Raw genomic sequence first — 23,219 nt, forward strand, 5'->3', positions numbered from 1 at the left:
CGTTAGGCTAGGAGAGCAATCTAATGCCATTGACGGTATAAGTCCATTAGAAGTGAGGGCTCAGTGCGCGCGATGCTGCCGGTAGTGGCGGGCGGCCCGGGCACGGTTGCCGCACCCCACCGAGCACCACTCCTGACGCGGGTGCTCCTTGACGAAATACAGCACGCAGCTCGGCGCGGGGCAGGCGCGGAGCTGCTCGCGCTCCGGCCCCGCCAGCAGCTCGATGGCCGACGCGGCGAGCACGGCGCGTATACGCGCCGACTCCGCCGCCGGTCCGGCGGGGACGAACCGTGCCACGGGAGGGCCGTCCGGCGGCCAGTCGAGCCGGGGGGTGAGGGGCACGGCCGACGCCGTGGCGTTCACCAGGCGTAGCGACACATCGAACGCGGGGAGGCGTCCCGAGTCGGCGCTGCTCGCGGGGGCGGGGGCGACGGCGCGGGCGAACAGGGCGCGGACGGCCTGCCGCAGCTCCACCACCTCGTCGCGCAGCTCGCCGGTGGCCGTGAAGGCCGGGCCGAGCCCCAGCTCCCGGGCGTGCGCCCGGCCCCAGGCCGTCATCCCGTCCGTGTCGGCGAGGGCGTCGGTCACGCTTGAACGCCGGGCGCGGATCGTGCCGGAGAACTCCAGGGACAGCAGGGCGGACATCTCCCCAGTCTAACGGCTTCCGGTGTCGCCACCCGTGAGATTCAGCGGCGGATCGCCCTGGAGATGATCGCGACGAACGCGGCCAGCCCGAGCCCGCCGACCAGCACGGGCGCCATGATCACGGGGTCCGGGCCGGGGCCGGTGAGATAACGGATGCCCATTCCGATGAACAGCAGGCCGCAGAGCAGGGCCATCCAGTTCGTGCGGTGCACCCGGCGGGGACGCTCCGGATCGAGCTCACGCTCCACGGCGCACCTCCACGTCGCCGACGCCCGCCTTGACGTACAGCTCGATGGTGGGCGGGGTGCCCGTCCGGGTCGCGCCGGTCCGGTCCGCGGGAGCAGTCGGGGCAGTTGGGGCAGTCGGGGCAGCGGGAGCAGTGGGAACGGCCGGGGCGGTGGGAGCGGTGCGAGCGTCGGGGGATCTGGGGGCCCTCGGCGCCTTCGGGGTGTGACGGGCATCGGGAACGGCGGAGATCGAAGGAGCCGGGGACGGCACCTGCCCGGTCGTCTCCGTGGAGGCCCACTCCGGTTCGAGGATTCGATTGAACCGCACGTCCGTGCCGTCCTCCACCTTGTGGTCGATCTTCACCTCGCCGAGGCGGGTGTAACCGTGCACCTCGACCCGCGCGGTCGGGGGCACGATAACCGTGATCTGCCCCACCGACACCGAGGCGTTCACCCTGACCCTGGTGCCGGGCGCCAGCTCGACCTCACTGAGGTCGAGCTTGCCCTCCCCCATCCCCAGGACGTAATCACGGGAGGCGTCGGTGATGGTCAGCGGGTGCCAGCTGAAGCTGCCGACCTTGCCAGGGATGCCGCTCACGGTCGACCCTCCGATGAGAACCAGCGCCACGATGGTGCCCGCGGCGACCAGCACCGCGCCCCTGCCGAACCACGCGGTGACGAGCAGGCCCGTCCCGATCGTGACGAGCATCGCGCCGCCGATCACCGGCAGGGCGAGCGATTCGCCCCCGGACCGCTGCATCGTGACCATGACTCCTCCAACTATCAGCGCGAGCCAGATGGTCAGCGCGCCGACGAACGACTTGGGCCGCTTCGGCCGCCGCACCCGCGGGACGAGTGGCGCCGGGGTGTACGGCGAGGGCGCCGGGCCGAACGGCCGGGCACCCGACGCGTACGGCTCCCGCTTCGTGTAGGGCCCGTGAGGGGCGAAAGGCTCACCGGTGGAGTAGCCGTAGGTGCCGGCGCGCGCCTCTCGCGCGAGGTCCGACAGCCGCCGGTAACCGTCCGGCTGAGGCTCGGCGGGAGGCGCCGGAGCGCCCGCCGGGCCGTGCGCCGTGGTGGTCCCGGTGTCCTCTGTGGCTCCGGCGTCTCCCGTACCCGCCGGGGCGTCCGCCGCGGTGGCCGCCGCAGTGGCGGCGTCCCCCGCTGCGGGCGGGCCGTACGGCGCGTGGGGAGGGGTGGAGAACGACGAGGAGAACTTCGCGCCGGGCCCGGTGAAGCTGAATGATCCCTCGTAGGCCGCGGTGGAGGGGTCGGAGTAGGGCGCGGTGAAGGCGGGGGCGGTCCGCGTCATGCCGCGCCGCCCGGTCGCCCGGTCGGGCATCGACTTGGCCATCGTCAGCAGGTCGACGCCGCGCGCGTGGGCCGCCAGCAGCACGATGGCCAGCAGCGTGCCGACCACGATCGTGCCCCGGTTGATGCCGCCGGACGCGACGTTGATGATCAGGCCGAACGCGAAGACCGCCGCCATCAGCGCGAGCACGGTCTCGGCGTCGAACATCCGGCGGGTCCACCGCTCCAGGTAGCCGGCGCCGCCGTCGGGCTGCCGCATGAGCAGGAACGCGGCGACGTACAGCATGATCCCGATGCCGGACGCGAGGACCAGCACGGCGAAGCCCACCCGGAAGAGCACCGGGTCCATCCCGATGTACCTGCCGAGCCCCGCGCAGACGCCGGTGAGCATTCGGCCGGAGCCGGATCGGCGGAGCACCCGCTCGGGCTCGGGCCCGGCGGAGGGATCGGGGGCGGTGCTGGGTGGTGCCTCGGTCATGGTCCCATCCTGGCCGGGCGGCCCGTCCTCCCACCATCGGGGGAACCCCTGACTCGTCCCCGACCCCTAAGGGGACCGGTCAGGGCGCTCCCTGATGCGCCGGGGCTCGATGACATGTGACGATGCTTGCGACATGTCTGAGATGACCAACGCCCCAGAGGCGTACCCGAGGCTGGTGCGGCCCGTCGCGGGCCGGGTGGTCGCCGGCGTCGCCCAGGGCGCCGCGGCGCAGCTCCGGCTCGACCCCGTCGTGCTCCGGCTGGCCTTCGTGCTGCTGACCGTCGTGGACGGGCTCGGCTTCATGGCGTACGCCGCGCTGTGGATGTTCACCCCCAAGGAGCAGGCCAAAGGGCCGGAACCGAGCCGTGACTGGGGCCAGCTCGCCGCGTACGGCGTGCTGTGGCTGGCCCTCGCGGCGTTCGGCTGGATGACTGGCGCCTCCAGCGGGGGCTTCGGCACGTGGCCGATCGCGGTCGGCGGCATCGGCGCGCTGATCCTGTGGCAGCAGGCCGACCCCGGCAGGCGGCAGCGATGGATGACCGGCGCGGTCAAGCACGTCAGCACCACCTGGATCCGGACGATCGTCGGGGCGCTGCTCGTGGTGATCGGCGCCATCGGCTTCCTCGCCGCGAGCGGCGAGCTGGCCAAGGCCAGGACCGGGCTGGTCTTCACGGCGGTCGTCGTCGGCGGCATGGTCATGATCGCGACACCCTGGCTGGCCTCCCTCGTGAAGGAGCTCCAGCGTGAGCGCACCGAGCGCATCAGGCAGGAGGAGCGGGCCGAGGTGGCCGCCCACGTGCACGACTCGGTGCTGCACACGCTGACCCTGATCCAGCGCAACGCGAACGACTCGCGCGAGGTGACGCGGCTGGCCCGGTCGCAGGAGCGGGAGCTGCGCAACTGGCTCTACCAGCCGAAACAGGACGCCGACGCGACCCTCGCCGCCGCCGTCCGCAGGGTCGCGGCCGAGGAGGAGGACTCCCACGGCGTGCCGATCGAGGTCGTCTGCGTGGGCGACTGCGAGCTGGACGACGGCCTGCGGGCCTTGCTCCACGCGGCCAGGCAGGCGATGGTGAACGCGGCGAAATACAGTGGCTCCGCGGTCGTCTCCGTGTACGCGGAGGTCGAGGCCGACGAGGTGACCGTGTTCGTGCGCGACCGGGGCAAGGGCTTCGTGCTCGATGACGTGCCCGATGACCGGATGGGGATCAGGCAGTCCATCATCGGGAGGATGGAGCGCCACGGGGGCGGCGCCCGGATCAGGACCGAGCCGGGCGACGGGACCGAGGTCATGCTGACCATGAAGAGAAGCTCGTGACACCGGGGGGGTCGCGAGGGTGAGGGAGTCATGAAGACCGTACGTGTGCTCATCGTCGACGACCACCGGCTGTTCCGGTCCGGCGTACGCGCCGAGCTGGGGCCGTCGATCCAGGTGGTGGGCGAGGCCGAGGACGTGGAGTCGGCGGTCACCACGATCGCCGAGCTGCAGCCCGACGTGGTGCTGCTGGACGTCCACATGCCCGGCGGCGGCGGCCAGGAGGTGCTGCGCCGGGTCCTCGGGTCGGGCTCCCAGGTGCGCTTCCTCGCCCTGTCGGTCTCCGACGCCGCCGAGGACGTGATCGGCGTGATCCGGGGCGGAGCCCGGGGTTACGTCACCAAGACCATCAGCGGCACCGAGCTGACCGACGCGATCGTCCGGGTGTCCGAGGGCGACGCGGTGTTCTCGCCCAGGCTCGCGGGGTTCGTGCTCGACGCGTTCGCCTCCACGGAGGCCCCGCCGATCGACCCGGAGCTCGACTCGCTCACCCAGCGGGAGCGCGAGGTGCTGCGGCTGATCGCCCGGGGATACGCCTACAAGGAGATCGCCAAGGAGCTGTTCATCTCGGTGAAGACGGTGGAGACCCACGTGTCGAGCGTCCTGCGCAAGCTCCAGCTCTCCAACCGGCACGAGCTTTCCCGCTGGGCGACCGCCCGGCGTCTGGTGTGACGCGTCCGGTGTGACGCGTCTGGCGTGGCGGGCGGCGGCGTGCGACGCTTCGTGAATGGGCCGTGACGTACCCGCCGTCTCCTTCAGCCTCGAGGACCGGCGCCGCTACCGCGACAAGGTGAGGCGATCTCTCGATGTCCTGGCTCAGATGTTGCGCGAGTCGCGGTTCGAGTTCGAGCGGCCGCAGGTGGGCCTGGAGATCGAGCTGAACCTGGTCGACTCCCGCGGGGAGCCGGCGATGAAGAACGCCGAGGTCCTCGACGCCATCGCCGACCCCGAGTGGGCGACGGAGCTGGGCCAGTTCAACATAGAGATCAACATCCCGCCGCAGGAGCTGTCCGGCGACGGCACCCGCCTGCTCGAGGAGTCGATCCGGGGCCGCCTGAACCACGCCCAGGAGCGGGCGGCCCGCGTGGACGGGCACCTCATGCTCGTCGGCATCCTCCCCACCCTGAAGGAGGGCGACGTCGACGAGGCCGCGCTGTCGGCCAACCCCCGCTACAAGATGCTCAACGAGCAGATCTTCGCCGCCCGTGGGGAGGACCTGCACATCATGATCGACGGCGTGGACCGGCTCGACGTCTACGCCGACAGCATCACGCCGGAGGCCGCGTGCACGAGCGTGCAGCTCCACCTCCAGGTCAGCCCCTCCCAGTTCGCCGATCACTGGAACGCGGCGCAGGCGATCGCCGGGCCGCAGGTGGCGGTCGCGGCGAACTCCCCGTTCCTGTTCGGCAAGGAGCTGTGGCGCGAGACCAGGATCAGCCTGTTCGAGCAGGCCACCGACACCCGGCCGGAGGAGCTGAAGGCCCAGGGCGTACGGCCGCGGGTGTGGTTCGGGGAGCGCTGGATCACCTCGGTCTTCGACCTGTTCGAGGAGAACGTCCGCTACTTCCCCGCCCTGCTGCCGATCTGCGAGGAGGAGGACCCGCGCGAGGTCCTCGACGGCGGCGGCACGCCGGCGCTGCACGAGCTGACGCTGCACAACGGCACGGTCTACCGGTGGAACCGCCCCGTCTACGCCGTGGTCGACGGGGTGCCCCACCTGCGGGTGGAGAACCGGGTGCTGCCCGCCGGGCCCACCGTGGCCGACATCGCGGCCAACGCCGCCTTCTACTACGGCCTGATGCGGGTGCTGCCGACCGCCGAGCGGCCCGTGTGGACGCGGATGTCGTTCGCCGCCGCCGAGGACAACCTGCGCAACGCCGCGCGGCACGGCCTGGACGCCCACCTCTACTGGCCGGGGCTCGGCGAGGTCCCCGCCACCGAGCTGATCCTGCGCCGGCTGCTGCCCCTGGCGCACCAGGGGCTCGAACTGTGGGGCGTGGACCAGCGGGAGCGCGACCGGCTGCTCGGCGTCATCGAACGGCGCTGCGTCACCGGCCGTACGGGGGCGACGTGGCAGGTGGAGGCGGCCCACTCGCTCGGCGGGGGCCATGAGGGCCTGCGGAAGATGACCATGCGCTACCTGGAACACATGCACACCAACGAGCCGGTCCACCTCTGGGACGTCTGAGGAACGGCGGCGCGGCGTGGAATGACATGATTTATGGATCTTTTGCCTCCCCATTGGGTAGCTAATCGGGGTGGCGCGCCGACTGCTTCTCGCCCTCCTCCTCGCGGGCGTGTTGACCTCCTGCGGACAGGTCCCGGATTCGACGCGGGCACCCGCGGAGGGCACGCCGTCATCGCCGTGCAAGGACGACGGCGCCGATTTCGCCAGTGACGTGCGGCTGGCCAGGTGCCTCACCGAATGGTTCTGGGCCCGGCGGTTCCAGGAGGCGGGGAAGGCGTACCGGCCGGTCACCCGATTCGTCGCCTACGACGGGGAGAACGGGCCGGACTGCGGTGACCAGAGGTCCGTGCCCAACAACGCCTTCTACTGCCCGTACGGCCACTTCATCGCGTTCGACGCCACGTGGTTGCGGTCGATGTACGACCAGATGGGCGACGGGGCCGTCTACGTCGTCATCCCGCACGAGTTCGGCCACGCCGTCCAGGAGCAGCTCGCCACGCGGTTCCAGTACAACGTGGAGCGTGAGCTGCAGGCCGACTGCTACGCCGGTGCCACGCTCAGCGGGCTGCTCCGGACGGGGGTCATCCAGGAGGACCAGGGCGACGAGCAGGAGCTGCTCACCAACCTGGAGGCCGCCGGGGATCCGACCGACGCCTGGTGGGCGGCCGACGCGCACGGGACGCCCGAGCGGCGCCAGAGCATGTTCGCCACCGGTTTCAACAAGGGCACCTCTGCCTGCTGATGGCCTGTTCAGCCTGCTGAGGGACTGTCTCGCGGCCCGCGTGCCGGCTCTGTCCACAGGCTTGTGACCGCGCGGGCGGGGGGTGCCCGCCGGGTGGCAGCATGGGGACGGTGATCGCTCAGGGAGGTCCTGTGAGCAGTGTGCATCCGCTCGTGTCGTGTGTGGCGGTGCTCGCCGCGGCCAACGTGCTGAACAACCGTGTCGCCAGGCGGTGGGCGCCGGTGACGTCGGCGGCCGCCACGGGAGCGCTCCTGATCATCGCCCGCCGCGAGGGTCACGCCTGGCCGGATCTGGGCTTCCGGAGGGCGCGGCGGGGGGCCCTGGCCGGTGGCGCGCTCGCCGCCGGGGTCGCGGCCGTCTACACGGCGGGGGTCGCGTGGCCGCGCACCCGGCCGCTGTTCCACGACGAGCGGGCTCTCGCCCTGTCGCCCGCCCGGCTGCTTGAGGAGGCGCTGGTCCAGGTGCCGTTCGGCACCGTGCTGCTGGAAGAGGTCGGCTTCCGCGGTGTGCTGCCCGCTCTGCTCGGGAGGGTCTTCCCGGCCCGTACGGCTGTCGCCGCGTCGGCCGTGTCGTTCGGGTTGTGGCACGTGCTCCCCGCCGTCGACATGGCACGCGCCAACCCCGCTCTCAGCCGGCTGGCCTCCGGTGAGAGCCCGGTCCCAGGCAGCGTGCCGGACGCGCCTCCCAGCGGCACGGCTTCCGTCGCCGCCGTCCCGGCCGGAGGCGGCGGGGGGACGGCGCGGCTCGTCGCCGGCACCGTCGTGTCCACCGCGCTCGCCGGGGTCGTCTTCCATGAGTTGCGCCGTCGTGGCGGGCTGCTCGCGCCGTCGCTGCTCCACCTGTCGACCAACTCCTTCGGCTACGCGGCGGCGTGGGCCGCGCGCCGGATCGGCGACGGGCGGCATCCGTACGCGAGAGGCCGCGCCGCCGGTCAGGAGTCCGCGGACGGGTCGGCGATGCCCTGACGGTAGGCGTACACCACGGCCTGGGCCCTGTCCCGCAGGCCCGTTTTGGTGAAGAGGTTGTTGATGTGCGTCTTCACGGTGGCCTCGCTGATGAAGAGGGAGGCCGCGATCTCGCCGTTCGACAGCCCACGGGCGATCAGGCGGAGCACCTGCGCCTCGCGCGCGGTCAGCCCGTCCGGCAGGGAAGGCGCGGGCTGGGCGGATCGTGGCGTCACGGGCTGGGACGTCACGGATGGGGCGGGCACGGGCTGGGACGCGACAGGCTGGGCGGGCGGCGAGGGCCGCTCCGGCGAGCCGGCCACCGTGTTGAGCAGCCGCCTCTGCACCCCGGGGTCGAGCTGGGCGTCGCCGTCCATGACCGCTTTGACGGCTCTGGCGATGTCCTCGGCGTCGGCGCTCTTGGTGAGGAAGCCGCGTGCCCCGGCGCGCAGGGCGGCGAACACGCTCTCGTCGTCGGAGTAGGTGGTGAGCACCACCACCTGGGTGTCCGGGAACTCGGCGCGGATCCGGCGGGTGGCCTCCACGCCGTCCATGCGGGGCATCCGCAGATCCATGAGCACCACGTCGGGCCGGGTGTCCGCCACCAGCCGGAGCACCGCCTCCCCGTCCGCCGCCGACCCGACCACCTCGATGCCGGGCAGCAGGCCGAGCAGCAGCACCAGCCCCTCACGGACCACGGACTGGTCGTCGGCCACCAGGACGCGTGCCGTCATGACGGGATCCGGAGGCGCACCCGGAACGCCTGCCCGTCCTTCCCGGTCTCCAGCGTCCCGCCGAGAAGCTCGGCCCGCTCTCGCATGCCCATGAGCCCGTATCCTCCCCCAGGCGATCCGGGCGGGTCACCGGCGGGGTTGGCGACCTCCAGCTCGCACGTGCCGTCGTCGAAGCCGAGCCGGACGGCCGCGGGGGAGCCGGGGGCGTGCCGCCGGACGTTGGTGAGGGCCTCCTGCGCCGTGCGGATGACGGCCAGGGCGGCCTCGGCGGGCAGGCGCCGCTCCGCGCCGCTCACCTCGACCACGCACTCCTGGCCGGTGGCCACGCGGAACTCCTCGGCGAGGGCCCTCAGCGCCTCCGTCAGCGGGGGCACGTCCTCCCTCAGGGCGGACACGGCCCTGCGGGCCTCTTCGAGGCCGCTCTTGGCGAGCTCCCTGGCGCGGTCGACCCGCTCCAGGGCCTCCCCCGCGCGGTCGGCACGCAGCAGGAGCCGCGCTCCCTCCAGGTGCACGATCTGCGCGGACAGGGAGTGGGCCAGGATGTCGTGGATCTCCCGTGCGATGCGGGCGCGCTCGGCCAGCACCGCCTCGCGTGCCTCGGCGGTCCTGGTGGCCCTGCGCTGCCTGATCGAGTAGGCGATGAGGAAGACCAGGCCGGTGCTGAGGCACAGGCTGAGATCCCGGCCCGGGTTCCCGCTCACGACGGCCGGGACCAGCAGCCCGACGAGGGCGAGGGCCTCCACAGGCAGCGAATGCCGGAGCGGATGCCTCACCGCCGCAGCTCCCACGAGGAACAGCAGGGCGGCGACAGCGGGCTCGGTGCCGGTCACCGTGAGCAGGACGATCGAGAGCACGACCGCGACGCAGAGGGACACGACCTTCAGCGGTACGCCGAGGAGGGCGTGCTCGGGGGAGTCGCGCCGCCGGAAGGGCAGGACCCCGCCGGCCGTCGCCGCCGCGACGGCCAAGGTGAGCACGGTGGTGGCGAGCTCACGCCCCGACAGGCCGAAGCCGGGCCGTGTCCCGGCCTGCGCCACCACGAAGAGCGCGATCAACGCCAGCCGCAGCACGGCCGGATCGATCGCGCTCTCCTGCGGGGCCGTCGTCACGTCATGACGCTACCCCGGCGCGCCCCGAGGGCCGTACGGCCGAGCCGGGCAGCGCGCGGCCCCGCCGGATGACCAGCAGGCTCTGCGCGGCGATGGTCACTCCCACGAACACGAGGACCGTGGCCGGGGCGGACTCGACGCCGGCGGCGCGGCCCGCCACGAACAGGACGACACGGGAGGCGAGCGAGGCCAGCCAGGCCACGAGGGTCCACACCGACGCCTGCGACCAGGTGACTCCCGCCTGGTCGCGCCACACCCGCACCGTCCCCGCGCGTACGAAACCGAAGATCACGGCCAAGGCGATCTCGGCCACGACGAGGACCACGCTGAGCGCCAGGTGGGCGGGGTCGAAGAGGCCGCCCCCCAGAAGGCCGTACACGACCAGGGCGGCGGAGATGTACAGGACGCCCCGCCTCTCGGTGGGCCGCGTCATCATCTGGCGGTAGATGACGACGACGGCGGCGACGGCGATCAGAGCGACGGTTTGCGCGTTCATGGAGCCGACGGTAGGGAAAGCGGGGGCACGCGCGGATCGGCGCGGGGGTGGAGCCGCCGGTCTCCACCCGCGGGTGGAGCCGGAACGGCGCCGCGGCCGGGAGGTCAGGGGGAGAAGCGGCCCCGGGCGGCGAGCTCGATCGTGACCACGACGGCCGCGGCCTCGGCGGCGAGCAGGGCGACGAGCACGGCGAGCTGTACGGCTCCTGCGTGCACCGGATCGGCGCCGGCGAGCATCATGCCGACGAACGCGCCGGGAAGCGTGACCAGGCCCACCGTACGGGTCTGGTCGAGTGCGGGGACGAGAGCCTGCGCGGCGGCCGGGCGGCAGATCTCCATCGCGGCGTCGCGGTCCGGCAGCCCGAGCGACAGCCCGGCCTCCACCTCGCCGCGCCGCTGGCGCAGCTCGTCCAGGGCCCGCCGCCCGGCCAGCGACGTGGCGGTCAGGCAGCCGCCCAGGAGGATGCCGGTGACGGGGATGAGCACGATCCCCCGGACCGGCAGCACCCCGGACGCGATCATGAGCGCGAGCACCGGGACGGTCCCGGCCGCGACGGGCAGGCATGCCCACCAGGCGGCCCGTCCCCGGGTGATCCGCCGTCCCGCGGTGACGCCCGCCACGCCGTACATCACCAGCAGGAACAGTACGACGGCGGGCAGCAGGGCGATCACCCAGCCGATCACCAGCGAGACGGCGGCGAGCTGGACGGCGGCCCGCGCGGCCGCGGTGAGGATCGCCCGCCCGTGCCCCAGCCGGCCGGCCCAGGCGACCGCCGCGCCGGCGAGGACGAGCACCGCCATCACCACGCCGAGCTGAGGAGTCACCGGAAGCAGCGTGTTCACGTGCCCGATCCTGCCCTGCCGCGGCCCCGCGGCCTTCCGCGTCGCCTTCCGCGTCGCCTTCCGCGTCGCCGGCCGCGTCCCGGCCGTCTCGACGCGGCCCGGGCACGCGAGAGGTCTCAGGCCGTGACGACGGCGTGGAACGCCTCGGCGTACGAGCCCTCGGGGAGGCCGGCGGTGACGGCGTTCGCGGTCAGCCAGCCCTTGATCATCCCGTCCAGGTCGGCCATGTGGGACGTCTGGCTCTGGTGGGCGCGCAGAGCGGCGATCTTGCGGTCGACGGTGCCGGTGACGTCCACGTGGTGGTTCGGCGTCATCGAGCCCAGCATCCAGACCTCCCGGACCGTCCACGCCTCCAGGCCCTCGTCGGCCAGCAGCTCGGGGAACGCGTACGGGTTGCGGGCGTCGGGGTAGACGGCGTCGAGCGTGGCGCCCCCGACGGCGCGGTGGTCGGGGTGGCTCGGGCCCAGCCGGGCGTAGTTGCGTTCGGGTGTGGAGGTGATCACGAGATCCGGCCTGACCTGGCGGATCACGCGGGCGATGTCGCGGCGCAGGCCGAGCGACTGCTCGACGGCGCCGTCCCGGTAGCCCAGGAAACGGAGGTCGGTGACGCCCACGCACTTGGCGGCCGCCGTCTGCTCGGCGCGGCGGACAGCGGCCATCCCGCCGTTGTCCAGCGCCCGGTCGAAGCCGCCGGCGTCGCCGTCGGTCACCAGGCAGTACACCACCTCGGCTCCGCCGTCGGTGAGCGTCGCCACCGTCCCCGCACCGCCGAAGTCGATGTCGTCGGGGTGCGCGGCGACGACGAGCACCTTCCTGATCTCGGCGACGTCAAGCATGGTGAGGTCCTCCTCTAGTTTCGGCACATCACCTTAAACCGGACTTGCCGGGTGACTGGGCAACGGATGTCGGTGGTGCGCCATACTCTTGAACCCGTGTCCACCCGAGCCGCCACCCACCCCTTGCTCGACGGCCTCAACCCGCAGCAGCGGGAGGCCGTCCTCCACCAGGGCGGCCCCCTGCTGATCGTCGCGGGGGCCGGCTCCGGCAAGACCCGGGTGCTGACCCACCGCATCGCCTACCTGCTGGCCGAGCGGGGCGTCCAGCCGGGGGAGATCCTCGCGATCACCTTCACCAACAAGGCCGCCCGCGAGATGAAGGAGCGGGTCGACAAGCTGGTCGGCCCGCGATCCAAGGCCATGTGGGTGATGACGTTCCACAGCGCCTGCGTGCGGATCCTTCGCCGGGAGGCCAAGCGGCTCGGCTTCGGCTCCAGCTTCTCGATCTACGACCAGGCGGACTCGCAGCGGCTCATGGCCCTCGTCTGCCGGGAGCTGGAGCTCGACCCCAAACGCTACCCGCCCCGGTCGTTCTCCGCCCAGGTCAGCAACCTCAAGAACGAGCTGATCGACTACGAGACGGCGTCCGACCGCGCCCAGACGCACCTGGAGCGCACGCTCGCCGAGGCGTACCGGACCTACCAGCGGCGGCTCACCGAGGCCGGCGCGATGGACTTCGACGACCTGATCATGCTGACGGTCACGCTGTTCCAGCTCTTCCCCGAGGTCGCCGAGCACTACCGGATGCGGTTCCGCCACGTGATGGTGGACGAGTACCAGGACACCAACCACGCGCAGTACACCCTCGTCCGCGAGCTGGTGGGCCGGCCCGAGCTGCGCACGGCCGACGGCGACGTGGTGCGGGAGGGCGTCGAGCCCGCCGAGCTGGTGGTCGTCGGCGACGCCGACCAGTCGATCTACGCCTTCCGCGGGGCGACGATCCGCAACATCCTCGAGTTCGAGCGCGACTACCCCGACGCGCGCACGATCCTGCTGGAGCAGAACTACCGTTCCACGCAGACGATCCTCAACGCGGCGAACGCCGTCATCTCCAGGAACGAGAGCCGCAAGCCCAAGAACCTGTGGTCCGACCAGGGCACCGGGGCGAAGATCGTCGGCTACGCGGCGGACAACGAGCACGACGAGGCCATGTTCGTGGCCCAGGAGGTCGACAAGCTCACCGACGACCACGGGGTCACCCCCGGCGACGTCGCGGTCTTCTACCGCACCAACGCCGCGTCCCGCGTGTTCGAGGAGATCTTCATCCGCACCGGCCTGCCGTACAAGGTCGTGGGCGGCGTGCGGTTCTACGAGCGCAAGGAGGTCAAGGACCTGCTCGCCTACCTGCGGGTCCTGGCCAACCCGAGCGACACGGTGTCGCTGCGCCGCATCCTCAACGTCCCCAAGCGGGGGATCGGCGACCGGGCCGAGGCGATGGTGGAGGCGTTCGCGAGCAGGGAGCGGATCAGCTTCTGGGAGGGCCTGCAGCGGGCCGGGGAGGCCCCCGGGCTCGCCACCCGCTCGCTCAACGCGATCAGGGACTTCGTGGCGATGCTGGACGAGCTGCGGGCCAAGGAGCTGCCGCTGTCCGACCTCGCCGAGGAGGTGCTGAACGCCACCGGCTACCGCACCGAGCTGGAGACCTCGGGCGACCCGCAGGACGAGAGCCGCCTGGAGAACCTCAACGAGCTGATCTCGGTGGCCGCCGAGTTCGAGGAGGCCAATCCGGAGGGCACGCTGGTCGACTTCCTGGAGCAGGTCTCCCTCGTCGCCGACGCCGACCAGATCCCCGACGGGGAGGATCACGGCGGGGTGGTCACGCTGATGACCCTGCACACCGCGAAGGGCCTGGAGTTCCCCGTGGTGTTCCTCACCGGCATGGAGGACGGCGTCTTCCCCCACATGCGCTCGCTCAGCGACCCCAAGGAGCTGGAGGAGGAGCGCCGGCTGGCCTACGTCGGCATCACCCGCGCCAAGCAGCGGCTCTACCTCTCGCGGTCGGCCGTGCGGTCCTCCTGGGGCGCGCCCGCGTTCAACCCGGCGTCGCGGTTCCTGTCGGAGGTGCCCGGCGACCTCGTGGAGTGGCGTGGCGACCCCGGCAAGACCGCCTGGTCCGCCGCCACCTCCTCACGTCCGGCCCGTACGGCCGCCCCCGTGAAGCAGGGCGGGCGCCAGGTGCCGAACCTGTCGCCCGGCGATCGGGTGACCCACGACACGTTCGGCCTGGGCACGGTGGTCAGCGTGGACGGCGTGGCCGAGAAGAGCCGGGCGAAGATCGACTTCGGCAGCGAGGGCGAGAAGACCCTGCTCCTCGCCTATGCCCCGATCGACAAGCTCTGATCCCGGGGACCCTCCGGGGCCCCGGTCTGACGAGTGTGCCCCCGCCGGGCGCACAGGCGGCCCGGCGGGGACAGGTGGGCGGGCAGGGCGGCTGCGCCCCGGCCGCCCTGTGGGCTCAGTCGCCCAGGTCGATGGTGCCCGGCACGTCCGGCACGGTGCCGTCGATGTCGGACATGCTGGCCACCTGATCCTTCGGCGGAGCCTTGACCGAGACCTTCGTGCCCCACCCGGTGAACGTGGTGACATCGGTCACGGTGAACACCACGGAGGTCTTCTCGAACTTCATCTTGATCTTCGTCGCGGTGGAGGCGCGGCGGACGAGCTGGTCGGAGCCGACCCAGACCTTCCAGCTCACCACCACTTTGCCGGTGTCCGTGCCGAGGGCCGCGATCCCGTCCTTGAGGGCGGGGTTGGCCTTGATGAGCTGCCGCAGCGTGATGGCGCCGCGGTAGAGCGTGGTCTTCGCGCCGTTGACGACGCCGCCCGCACCCTTGGCCTTGGTGGTCCCGAGGACCGTCTTGAGGCTCCGCCAGTCCGTGGGGTTGACGAACCCGCCGAGGCTCTGCAGCGCCGAGCCCGGAGTCACGCCGGGAACCCGGAGCCAGCTCTTGCCGTCGGGGAGCACGCTCGCGTAGATCCCGCCGGAGATGTACCCCGTCTTACCGATGACGATCATCCGGGTGGGGTCGTCCAGGCCCTGAAGGCTTTCGTCGTCTCCCAGCAGGCCGCCGTAGTTGACCTTCTGGGTGATGTCGGACGCGCCCACACCCGCCCGGCCGAAGGCGAAGGCGCCCTTCGACTTGAACGTGATCCCGGTTCCGGCGACGCTCAGCTTGCCGGTAGAGGTGAATCGGACGCCGCGACCAGGCACGAACTGCTTCTTCAGCGCGGACACCGGGTCGCCGGACCGGGCCTGGGCCTGGAGAGAGGTCTGTGCGTGCGCGGGGCTCGCGACGGCGGGCGCGACGAGCACGGCGGCGGCCGCGCATGCCAGGGCCGTCATTGTTCGCTTCAAAGGGGGGTTCCTCCCGTATGTGCTCTCTGGGGCGAGAGCGACCACGGTATTTTGCCGTGACGTGATCACGGAAAAGTCACAGAAATCTACATAAGTGACTGACCAATGCATGAAATCTGGTCTTTACCAGTTCGCCTAAGTGGCGATATGCCTTTCCGTTATGGCGCCGCGGAACGACGTCTCAACGACGCCTCGACGACGCCCCGAACGGCACCCGGACGACGCGCGGGACGCCTCCCGAGTGGTGACACGCGCCCCCGTCAGGTAAGGATGTGGGACGGAACACCATCTCGGGAGGTCGCCATGGAAGCCGGCAGGATCCGGGTCGTCGTCGCGAAGCCGGGCCTCGACGGGCATGACCGCGGAGTCAAGGTGGTGGCCAGGGCGCTGCGCGACGCCGGCATGGAGGTCATCTACACCGGGCTCCACCAGACGCCCGAGCAGATCGTTCAGGCGGCTGTGCAGGAGGACGCGGCGGCGATCGGCCTGTCGATCCTGTCCGGCGCCCACATGACGCTGTTCGCCCGGCTGTTCGAGGTGCTGCGCGAGCAGGGCGCCGAGGACATCGTGGTGTTCGGCGGCGGCATCATCCCGGACGCCGACATCCCCGAGCTGGAGAAAATGGGCGTCGCCCGGATCTTCACGCCCGGCGCGACGACGCAGGAAATCGTCGACTGGGTCCGTTCGGCGGTGCCCGCGGCCGTTTAGCGGAGTTCAGCCGGACCTCCTGAGAATGGCGGGGGCTTGACCACGCCTCCGTAGCCCCCGGGACGTGCGCACGCCCCGGCGGGGGCTAGGCTTCATGCGCGGAAACGCCGGGCGGGACGACGGCGCCCGGCCTCGACATCTAAAGGGACGGACCCTCGTGGACCTGTTCGAACATCAGGCGAAGGAGCTCTTCGCGGAGTACGGCATCCCGGTGCCGCGCGGCGTGGTCGCGCACACCGCGGAGGAGGCGCGCGCGGCAGCCGAGCAGCTGACCGGCCGGGTTGTCGTCAAGGCCCAAGTCAAGACCGGCGGGCGCGGCAAGGCCGGCGGCGTGAAGGTGGCCGACGACGCCGCCGACGCGCACGACAAGGCGACCAAGATCCTCGGAATGGACATCAAGGGCCACACGGTCCACAAGGTCCTCATCGAGGAGGCCAGCCAGATCGCGGAGGAGTACTACTTCTCCTTCCTCCTGGACCGCGCGAACCGCACCTTCCTCGCCATCTGCTCCGCCTCCGGCGGCATGGACATCGAAGAGGTCGCCCACACGGCGCCGGAGAAGGTCGCGAAGGTCCCGGTGAGCCCGCTGACGGGCGTGGACCGCGTGCGGGCCCTTGAGATCGCCCAGGCCGGCGGCCTTCCGAAGCAGGCGCTCGACGGCGCGGCCGAGCTCATCGAGAAGCTCTGGGCCGTGTTCGTCGACGAGGACGCCACGCTGGTCGAGGTCAACCCGATGATCCTGTCGGCCGACGGCCAGGTGAAGGCCCTCGACGGCAAGGTCACCCTCGACGACAACGCCACCTTCCGCCAGGCGGAGCACGCGTCGTACGTCGACAAGTCGGCCGAGGACCCGCTCGAGGCCCGGGCCAAGGAGAAGCAGCTCAACTACGTCAAGCTCGACGGCACGGTCGGCATCATCGGCAACGGCGCCGGCCTGGTCATGTCCACGCTGGACGTCGTGGCGTACGCGGGGGAGAGCTTCCCGGGCCGGCCGCGGCCGGCGAACTTCCTGGACATCGGAGGCGGCGCCTCGGCGGAGGTCATGGCCAACGGCCTGGAGATCATCCTGTCCGACCCGTCGGTGAAGTCGGTGTTCGTGAACGTCTTCGGCGGCATCACCGCCTGCGACGCGGTCGCCAACGGCATCGTCTCGGCGTTCGAGCTGCTGGGCAGCCGCGGCGAGAGCGTGACGCACCCGCTGGTCGTCCGGCTGGACGGCAACAACGCCGCTCTCGGGCGGCAGATCCTGGCCGACGCGGGGCTGCCCCGCGTCGAGCTGGTGGACACCATGGACGAAGCGGCCAAGCGCGCCGCCGAGCTCGCAGCGGTAGGTGCGTAATGGCTATCTGGCTCACCGAGAACAGCAAGATCATCGTCCAGGGCATGACCGGCGCGGAGGGCACCAAGCACACCCGCCGCATGCTCGCCTCCGGCGCGAGGGTCGTCGGCGGCGTGAACGCCCGCAAGGCCGGCACGACGCACGAGGGCCTGCCGGTCTTCGGCACGGTCGCCGAGGCCATGGCCACGACCGGCGCCGACGTCTCCGTGGTGTTCGTCCCGCCGGCGAACACCAAGAGCGCGGTCAAGGAGGCCATCGACGCGGAGATCCCGCTCTGCGTCGTCATCACCGAGGGCATCCCGGTCCACGACACCGTGGAGTTCTGGGCGTACGCCGTGTCGAAGGGCAACAAGACCCGCATCATCGGGCCCAACTGCCCCGGCATCGCCTCTCCCGGGGCCTCCAACGCGGGCATCATCCCGGCCGACATCACCACGCCCGGCCGCATCGGCCTGGTGTCGAAGTCGGGCACGCTGACCTACCAGCTCATGTACGAGCTGCGCGACTACGGCTTCTCCACGGCCGTGGGCATCGGCGGCGACCCGGTGGTCGGCACGACGCACATCGACGCCCTCCAGGCGTTCCAGGAGGACCCGGGCACCGACGCGATCGTGATGATCGGTGAGATCGGCGGCGACGCCGAGGAGCGGGCCGCCGCCTACATCGAGCAGCACGTGACCAAGCCCGTGGTCGCCTACGTGGCGGGCTTCACCGCCCCCGAGGGCAAGACCATGGGCCACGCCGGCGCGATCGTCTCCGGCTCCGCCGGCACCGCCCAGGCCAAGAAGGAGGCCCTGGAGAAGGTGGGCGTCCGCGTGGGCCGCACTCCCAGCGAGACCGCCCGTCTCATGCGGGAGATCATGCAGTCCCGCTGAGCCGTTCCCGGGCCTGCCGGCCTCCTCGTCCACGACCTCGTGCTCCATGGGTGCGAGGTCGTCGGCGTCCGTACGGCGGGGGAAGCCGGCGTCCGTGCGGCGCGGGAAACGGTGATGGATGGCGTCAGCCGGGGTAAACGGGGCGGCGTGCCTCCGTCGATTCACGGGAGCGGGCTGGGAGGATGGGGTAGCGTGACGGGTCTTCTCGATCAGCTCCGGACCGCTCCCCGCGCCGTCCTCAGCCGCCTTCCCCAGGCGGACGACGAGGAGACCCGCCGTCCGCTGCCCGTCTCCGGCATGCTCGCGGCCGTCTGGACGCTCGGCGTCGGCCTCGCCGTCCTCACCACCCTCACTCTCGTCGGCTGGATCGCCGCCCCGCGTGGCGCCTTCGGGGACGGGCTGCCCGGGGTGTTCCGCACGGCCTGCCAGCTCTGGCTGGCCGCCCACCACGCGGGTTTCGCGATCCCGGGCGGCCGGGTCGGCCTGCTGCCCCTCGGGTTGATGATCCTCCCCGGGGCGCTGCTCTACCGGGCCGGCCTGTGGATGGCCCGCGACGCCGACCTGCGGCTGCGGATGCCCGCGAGGCTTCCCAAGGGCACCCCGCGCGACCTGGAGAACGCCCGCCGCCGTGCCCAGCTCGTGCTCGTCGCGCAGGCCGGGATCTCGCTGGCGGCGCCGTACGCGCTGCTCGCGGGGGTGATCGCGCTCGTCGCGCGCAACGAGGTCACCCAGCCCTTCCTTGGCGAGGCCCTGGTCAGCCACCTCGTGCTGGCGTTCATCGCCGGATCGCTGGCCACGGCGCGCACGATCGGCCCGTGGAGGTCGATGCTCCGCCTGCTCCCCGAGCGTCCCCGCTCGGTCGTCGTGGGGACGGCGGTCGCGCTGTCCCTGCTGCTCGCCGCCGGAGCCCTGCTGGTGCTCGCGGCGATCGTGATGAACTTCTCCAAGATCGAGGAGCTGTCCGGCGTACTCAGCCCGGGGTTCGTCGGGGGCCTGCTGCTCCTGCTGATCGAGGGCCTCTACCTGTGCAACGCGGTGATCTGGGGTCTGGCGTACATCGCCGGGCCGGGGTTCGCCGTCGGCGCGGGCACCCTGATCGCGCCCACCGGGGTGAAATGGAGCGCGGTTCCCACGCTGCCGCTGCTGGGCGCGCTGCCCTCGGCCGGCCCCACGCCCTCCTGGGTGATGGCGGTGATCGCGGTGCCGTTCGCCGCCGGTGCGGTGGCGGGCGTGGTCGTGGCCCGCGTCGCGCCGACGCCCACGATCGAGGCCGCGCCGCTGTGGGGGTTCGTCTGCGGCGTCTGCACGGGAGCCGCCGCCGGGGCGCTGGCCGCGCTGGCGGGCGGACCGCTCGGCGGGGCCAGGCTGTCCGCGGTCGGCCCGTCGCCCTGGGAGGTGGCCCTTTCCGTGGCGCTGGAGGTGGGCGTGGCCGCGGGCATCTCCGCGGGCGTCGCGAACTGGTGGCTGATCTCGCGGCGTCCGGTCACGCCGCCCGAGCCGGTCAGGAAGGCCGGCGCGGTCATCGCGAAGGCGGCCGGCCGGGTGCGCCCGGGGGACCGGGGCGCCAGGGTCCTGCCCGGGCACTGGCTGGACGCGACGGAGTCGGACACCCAGCCCATCCCGGTGATCAAGGACGACTGGGCGGACGAGCACGCCGCCGCGACGGCGGAGACGTTCGAGGCCCCGTCAACGCCGCCCGGGCCCGCCGCGGACGGCCAGAGAGACGGCCGGAAGGACGGCAGGAAAGACGGCAGGAAAGACGGCCGGGCCGAGCGGCGCAAGGACATCGTGGACGAGACCGACGACAGGGGCGGTCACATCATCTACGTGGACCCCTACGCCTGGGACCGCGACTGACCTGCCCGGGGGGCCGGGACGCCTGAGGACGCTTACGCGGGAGCCGGGACGCCCGAGGGCCACCGGACGCCCAGCCTCTTCTCGAACGACTGCATGAGCTGGTCCGAGCAGTCCTGCCGGGCCTCGATCGTGCCGGCGCCCTTGCGGCACTCGGTGTAGGACGACAGCTCCGCCGAGAAGTACAGCTGGAAGGCCGTCGTCACCGTCCCGAGGAGGAACGCGATCGACGCGATCACGATGGCGCCGGTCGCCATCCCGATTCGCTGGCGTGCTCCCTGGAGGGCGCGCAGGTCGCGGATCGCCACGATGATGCCGAACAGGGAGAGCGCCAACCCCGCCGCGGGCAGCATCACCGTGAAGACCAGCGCCACGAGGGCGAGCATGAGTGCCCGCCGCCCTCTCATGTCAGGGACCGTCTTCTGCAGGGGTGCTGTCACGATCTCCTCGCCTCGCGTTTCCGCCCGGACAGATGCCGCCGCCGGGCCGTCGTGGGTCATGGTGGCCGTCGCCCGATACCCTTTATCTGCGTCGAGGGTCGCGGCCCTCCACGCTCGACCACCTCTAAGGATCCATCTCCCGGCAACAACCTTCAAAACGAAGCCGGCACACGAAGGAGTTCCGCCCTGTCCTTCCGGCTCGTGGTCCTCGTCTCGGGTTCGGGGACCAACCTACAAGCCCTGCTCGACGCCTCGGCAGGAGACGCCTGCGGTGACGTCCACGGCGACGTTCACGGTGACGCCTACGGCGCCACCGTCGTCGCCGTAGGCGCCGACCGCGACGGCGTCGAGGGCCTGGCCCGCGCGGAACGGGCAGGAGTCCCCACGTTCGTCGAACGGGTGGGGGACCATCCCAGCCGGGACGAGTGGGACGAGAGCCTCGCCGCCCGCATCGCGGAGCACCGGCCGGACCTGGTGGTCTCCGCGGGGTTCATGAAGATCCTCGGCCCTCGCGTGCTGGCGTCCTTCCCCGTCGTCAACACCCATCCGGCCCTGCTTCCGGCCTTCCCCGGCGCTCACGCGGTCCGCGACGCCCTCGCGTACGGCGTCCGCGTCACTGGCTGCACCGTCCATCTGGTCGACGCGGGCGTGGACACCGGCCCGGTGATCGCCCAGGAGGCCGTGGCCGTACGGGACGGCGACGACGAGCGGAGCCTGCACGAGCGGATCAAGACCGTGGAGCGGAGGCTGCTCGTCGAGGTCGTCGGCCGCATGGCCCGCGAGGGGTGGACCGTGACCGGGCGATCGGTACGCGTCGGGTCGCCGGGCGGGCCGCCGCGAACGACCCCCGGCGGGCTCGGGAGCGAGCCGTACGACCGGTCCCAGGAGGGGCCGTGGGAGAGCCAGACACCAGGAAGGACGACGACGTGACCCGCATCGCCATCCGGCGCGCACTGATCACCGTGTACGACAAGACGGGGCTGGAAGGCCTGGCGCGCGGGCTCGAGGCCGCGGGGGTGGAGATCGTCTCCACCGGTGGCACCGCCGCCGCCATCGCCTCCTACGGCGTCCCGGTGACGAGGGTGGAGACGCTGACCGGCTTCCCCGAGTGCCTCGACGGCCGGGTGAAGACCCTCCATCCCCGCGTCCACGCGGGGCTGCTCGCCGACGGGGACAACGCGTCGCACGTCAAGCAGCTCGACGAGCTGGAGATCGAGCCGTTCCAGCTCGCCGTGGTGAACCTCTACCCGTTCGCCGCCACGGTGGCCTCCGGCGCCACCGACGCCGAGTGCGTGGAGCAGATCGACATCGGCGGCCCGGCCATGATCCGCGCCGCCGCCAAGAACCACGGCACGGTGGCCGTGGTCGTCGACCCGGCGGCGTACGGCGACGTGCTGGCCGCGCTGCCCGAGGGCGGGTTCACGCTGACCGAGCGGCGGCGGCTGGCCGCCGTCGCCTACGCGCACACGGCGTCGTACGACGTGGCGGTGGCGTCCTGGTTCGCGAACGTCTACGCCCCCGAGGCCGAGTGGCCGTCCTTCATGGGCGCCGCGTGGAAGCGCAAGGCGGCCCTGCGGTACGGCGAGAACCCGCATCAGGGGGCGGCGCTCTACTCCGGGCAGACCGGCGGCCTGGCGAACGCCGAGCAGCTCCACGGCAAGGAGATGTCCTACAACAACTACGTCGACGCCGACGCGGCGTGGCGGGCCGCCTGGGACTTCGACCAGCCCTGTGTGGCGATCATCAAGCATGCCAACCCCTGCGGCATCGCGGTCGGCGCCGACGTCGCCGAGGCTCACCGCAAGGCCCACGAGTGCGACCCGGTGTCGGCGTACGGCGGCGTGATCGCCGTCAACGGCGAGGTGACGCGCGAGCTCGCCGAGCAGATCGCGCCGATCTTCACCGAGGTCGTGGTCGCGCCCTCGTTCGCGCCGGACGCGCTGGCCGTGCTGAGGGAGAAGAAGAACCTCCGGCTGCTCGCCTGCCCGCAGGGCCCGGCCAACCCGGCGGAGTTCCGCAGGATCGACGGCGGCCTGCTCGTGCAGACCGTCGACCGGGTGGACGCGCCCGGCGACGACCCGGCGTCCTGGGAGCTCAAGGCCGGCGCGGCCGCCTCACCCGAGGTGCTGGCCGACCTCGCGTTCGCCTGGCGGGCCTGCCGTTCGGTGAAGTCGAACGCCATCCTGCTGGCGTCCGGCGGCGCGACCGTGGGTGTCGGCATGGGGCAGGTGAACCGGGTCGACTCGGCCCGCCTCGCGGTGTCGCGTGCCGGGGAGCGCGCGGCCGGGGCGGTGGGGGCGTCCGACGCCTTCTTCCCCTTCCCCGACGGCCTGGAGGTCCTCGCGGAGGCCGGGGTTAAGGCGATCGTCGAGCCCGGCGGCTCCATCCGCGACGACCAGGTGATCGAGGCGGCCGAGGCGGCGGGGATCACGCTCTACTTCACGGGCACCCGTCACTTCTTCCACTGACCCGCCCGAAGAGCGCCACAAGAACATTACCGAACAGATACCCCCGATCAGGTTTAAAAGCGGATTGGCCATGAAGGGGCTCCGGTTAGCCTGGGATCTCATCCCGCGCTTCCCTGGAGTCCCTTCATGCCGCTGTCCGACATGCTCCTGAACTCCGTCGTGCTGATGCACGGTGTGTGGAACAGCCCGATCGCGCTGATCCCCATCGCCATTGCCGCCATCTACTTCGGCTGGCGGATCGTGGAGTTCATCCCCTTCACCCGGCGCATCATCGAGCGCCGTGAGGGCGGCAACTGAGGGCGGCAACCGGGGA

Annotated in this window: 23 protein-coding genes; 13 read left to right on the top strand and 10 right to left on the bottom strand. The window is 71.9% G+C overall.

Annotated elements, in window-relative coordinates; genetic code table 11:
• Positions 1-60: 60 nt before the first annotated feature.
• From AB0B72_RS00135 to AB0B72_RS00145, 3 genes are read right to left on the bottom strand one after another with little or no spacing between them, the layout of a single operon-like run.
• A complete protein-coding gene (locus AB0B72_RS00135; RefSeq protein WP_367736033.1) occupies positions 61-645 on the bottom strand; it encodes an ABATE domain-containing protein in 585 nt (194 codons plus the stop codon).
• 41 nt (positions 646-686) lie between these two features.
• Positions 687-893, bottom strand: a complete 207-nt coding sequence (locus AB0B72_RS00140) for a hypothetical protein (RefSeq protein ID WP_367736034.1) — start codon at positions 891-893, stop codon at positions 687-689.
• Positions 883-2,661 carry a PspC domain-containing protein gene (locus AB0B72_RS00145; RefSeq protein WP_367736035.1) on the bottom strand — a complete coding sequence of 593 codons (1,779 nt, stop codon included), beginning with the start codon at positions 2,659-2,661 and terminating at the stop codon, positions 883-885. Before AB0B72_RS00145 ends, AB0B72_RS00140 begins: the two co-directional genes overlap by 11 nt.
• Positions 2,662-2,794: 133 nt before the next feature.
• On the opposite strand from AB0B72_RS00145, the gene AB0B72_RS00150 reads away from it, so the two are divergent.
• From AB0B72_RS00150 to AB0B72_RS00170, 5 genes are all read left to right on the top strand, one after another.
• Positions 2,795-3,979 carry a PspC domain-containing protein gene (locus AB0B72_RS00150; RefSeq protein ID WP_367736036.1) on the top strand — a complete coding sequence of 395 codons (1,185 nt, stop codon included), beginning with the start codon at positions 2,795-2,797 and terminating at the stop codon, positions 3,977-3,979.
• Positions 3,980-4,009: 30 nt separating this feature from the next.
• Entirely contained in the window at positions 4,010-4,648 is a 639-nt protein-coding gene (locus AB0B72_RS00155) for a response regulator (RefSeq protein WP_367736037.1), read from the top strand.
• Positions 4,649-4,703: 55 nt separating this feature from the next.
• Positions 4,704-6,164 (top strand): glutamate--cysteine ligase, encoded by a 1,461-nt coding sequence (locus tag AB0B72_RS00160; RefSeq protein ID WP_367736038.1) that lies wholly within the window; start codon positions 4,704-4,706, stop codon positions 6,162-6,164.
• Between the two features lie 70 nt (positions 6,165-6,234).
• On the top strand, positions 6,235-6,906 hold the full coding sequence (locus AB0B72_RS00165; protein WP_367736039.1) for a neutral zinc metallopeptidase: 672 nt from the start codon (positions 6,235-6,237) through the stop codon (positions 6,904-6,906).
• Between the two features lie 131 nt (positions 6,907-7,037).
• The gene (locus AB0B72_RS00170; protein ID WP_367736040.1) at positions 7,038-7,871 is read left to right on the top strand and encodes a CPBP family intramembrane glutamic endopeptidase; all 834 of its coding nucleotides are present in this window, start codon (positions 7,038-7,040) and stop codon (positions 7,869-7,871) included.
• On the opposite strand, the gene AB0B72_RS00175 is transcribed toward AB0B72_RS00170, so the two are convergent.
• The 5 genes from AB0B72_RS00175 to AB0B72_RS00195 all read right to left on the bottom strand — a co-directional run bounded on the left by AB0B72_RS00175 (position 7,838) and on the right by AB0B72_RS00195 (position 11,867).
• On the bottom strand, positions 7,838-8,584 hold the full coding sequence (locus AB0B72_RS00175; protein ID WP_367736041.1) for a response regulator: 747 nt from the start codon (positions 8,582-8,584) through the stop codon (positions 7,838-7,840). The two genes, AB0B72_RS00170 and AB0B72_RS00175, sit on opposite strands and share 34 nt — an antisense overlap.
• Positions 8,581-9,693: a sensor histidine kinase gene (locus AB0B72_RS00180; RefSeq protein WP_367736042.1), complete on the bottom strand. Its 1,113-nt coding sequence runs from the start codon at positions 9,691-9,693 to the stop codon at positions 8,581-8,583. Before AB0B72_RS00180 ends, AB0B72_RS00175 begins: the two co-directional genes overlap by 4 nt.
• A 1-nt stretch (position 9,694) precedes the next feature.
• Positions 9,695-10,189 (bottom strand): hypothetical protein, encoded by a 495-nt coding sequence (locus tag AB0B72_RS00185; protein ID WP_367736043.1) that lies wholly within the window; start codon positions 10,187-10,189, stop codon positions 9,695-9,697.
• 104 nt (positions 10,190-10,293) lie between these two features.
• On the bottom strand, positions 10,294-11,031 hold the full coding sequence (locus AB0B72_RS00190; RefSeq protein WP_367736044.1) for an ABC transporter permease: 738 nt from the start codon (positions 11,029-11,031) through the stop codon (positions 10,294-10,296).
• Between the two features lie 116 nt (positions 11,032-11,147).
• Entirely contained in the window at positions 11,148-11,867 is a 720-nt protein-coding gene (locus AB0B72_RS00195; protein WP_367736045.1) for a PIG-L deacetylase family protein, read from the bottom strand.
• A 66-nt stretch (positions 11,868-11,933) separates the two neighbouring features.
• On the opposite strand from AB0B72_RS00195, the gene pcrA reads away from it, so the two are divergent.
• Positions 11,934-14,207 carry a DNA helicase PcrA gene (gene pcrA, locus AB0B72_RS00200; protein WP_367736467.1) on the top strand — a complete coding sequence of 758 codons (2,274 nt, stop codon included), beginning with the start codon at positions 11,934-11,936 and terminating at the stop codon, positions 14,205-14,207.
• Between the two features lie 115 nt (positions 14,208-14,322).
• On the opposite strand, the gene AB0B72_RS00205 is transcribed toward pcrA, so the two are convergent.
• Positions 14,323-15,210, bottom strand: coding sequence for a hypothetical protein (locus AB0B72_RS00205; protein WP_367736046.1), 888 nt, complete (start codon positions 15,208-15,210; stop codon positions 14,323-14,325).
• 315 nt (positions 15,211-15,525) lie between these two features.
• Here AB0B72_RS00205 and AB0B72_RS00210 point away from each other — a divergent pair, with 315 nt between their 5' ends.
• The 4 genes from AB0B72_RS00210 (at position 15,526) to AB0B72_RS00225 (ending at position 20,001) form a co-directional block, all read left to right on the top strand.
• A complete protein-coding gene (locus tag AB0B72_RS00210) occupies positions 15,526-15,930 on the top strand; it encodes a cobalamin B12-binding domain-containing protein (RefSeq protein ID WP_367736047.1) in 405 nt (134 codons plus the stop codon).
• A gap of 157 nt (positions 15,931-16,087) precedes the next feature.
• Positions 16,088-17,269, top strand: a complete 1,182-nt coding sequence (gene sucC / locus AB0B72_RS00215; RefSeq protein WP_367736048.1) for an ADP-forming succinate--CoA ligase subunit beta — start codon at positions 16,088-16,090, stop codon at positions 17,267-17,269.
• Positions 17,269-18,144, top strand: a complete 876-nt coding sequence (gene sucD / locus AB0B72_RS00220; RefSeq protein WP_367736049.1) for a succinate--CoA ligase subunit alpha — start codon at positions 17,269-17,271, stop codon at positions 18,142-18,144. The genes sucC and sucD overlap by 1 nt, the downstream gene beginning before the upstream one ends.
• A gap of 192 nt (positions 18,145-18,336) precedes the next feature.
• A complete protein-coding gene (locus AB0B72_RS00225; protein WP_367736050.1) occupies positions 18,337-20,001 on the top strand; it encodes a DUF6350 family protein in 1,665 nt (554 codons plus the stop codon).
• A 32-nt stretch (positions 20,002-20,033) separates the two neighbouring features.
• Here AB0B72_RS00225 and AB0B72_RS00230 read toward each other — a convergent pair whose 3' ends face one another.
• Entirely contained in the window at positions 20,034-20,438 is a 405-nt protein-coding gene (locus AB0B72_RS00230; protein ID WP_367736051.1) for a hypothetical protein, read from the bottom strand.
• Positions 20,439-20,624: 186 nt separating this feature from the next.
• Between AB0B72_RS00230 and purN the strand changes: the two genes are divergently transcribed.
• The 3 genes from purN to AB0B72_RS00245 all read left to right on the top strand — a co-directional run bounded on the left by purN (position 20,625) and on the right by AB0B72_RS00245 (position 23,203).
• Complete coding sequence (gene purN, locus AB0B72_RS00235; RefSeq protein ID WP_367736468.1) at positions 20,625-21,368, top strand: phosphoribosylglycinamide formyltransferase; 744 nt, start codon at positions 20,625-20,627, stop codon at positions 21,366-21,368.
• The gene (gene purH, locus AB0B72_RS00240) at positions 21,365-22,906 is read left to right on the top strand and encodes a bifunctional phosphoribosylaminoimidazolecarboxamide formyltransferase/IMP cyclohydrolase (RefSeq protein ID WP_367736469.1); all 1,542 of its coding nucleotides are present in this window, start codon (positions 21,365-21,367) and stop codon (positions 22,904-22,906) included. The genes purN and purH overlap by 4 nt, the downstream gene beginning before the upstream one ends.
• A gap of 126 nt (positions 22,907-23,032) precedes the next feature.
• Entirely contained in the window at positions 23,033-23,203 is a 171-nt protein-coding gene (locus AB0B72_RS00245; protein WP_367736052.1) for a hypothetical protein, read from the top strand.
• Positions 23,204-23,219 lie beyond the last annotated feature (16 nt).

The organism is Microbispora sp. NPDC049125 (assembly GCF_040802045.1).
Taxonomy (GTDB): Bacteria; Actinomycetota; Actinomycetes; order Streptosporangiales; family Streptosporangiaceae; genus Microbispora.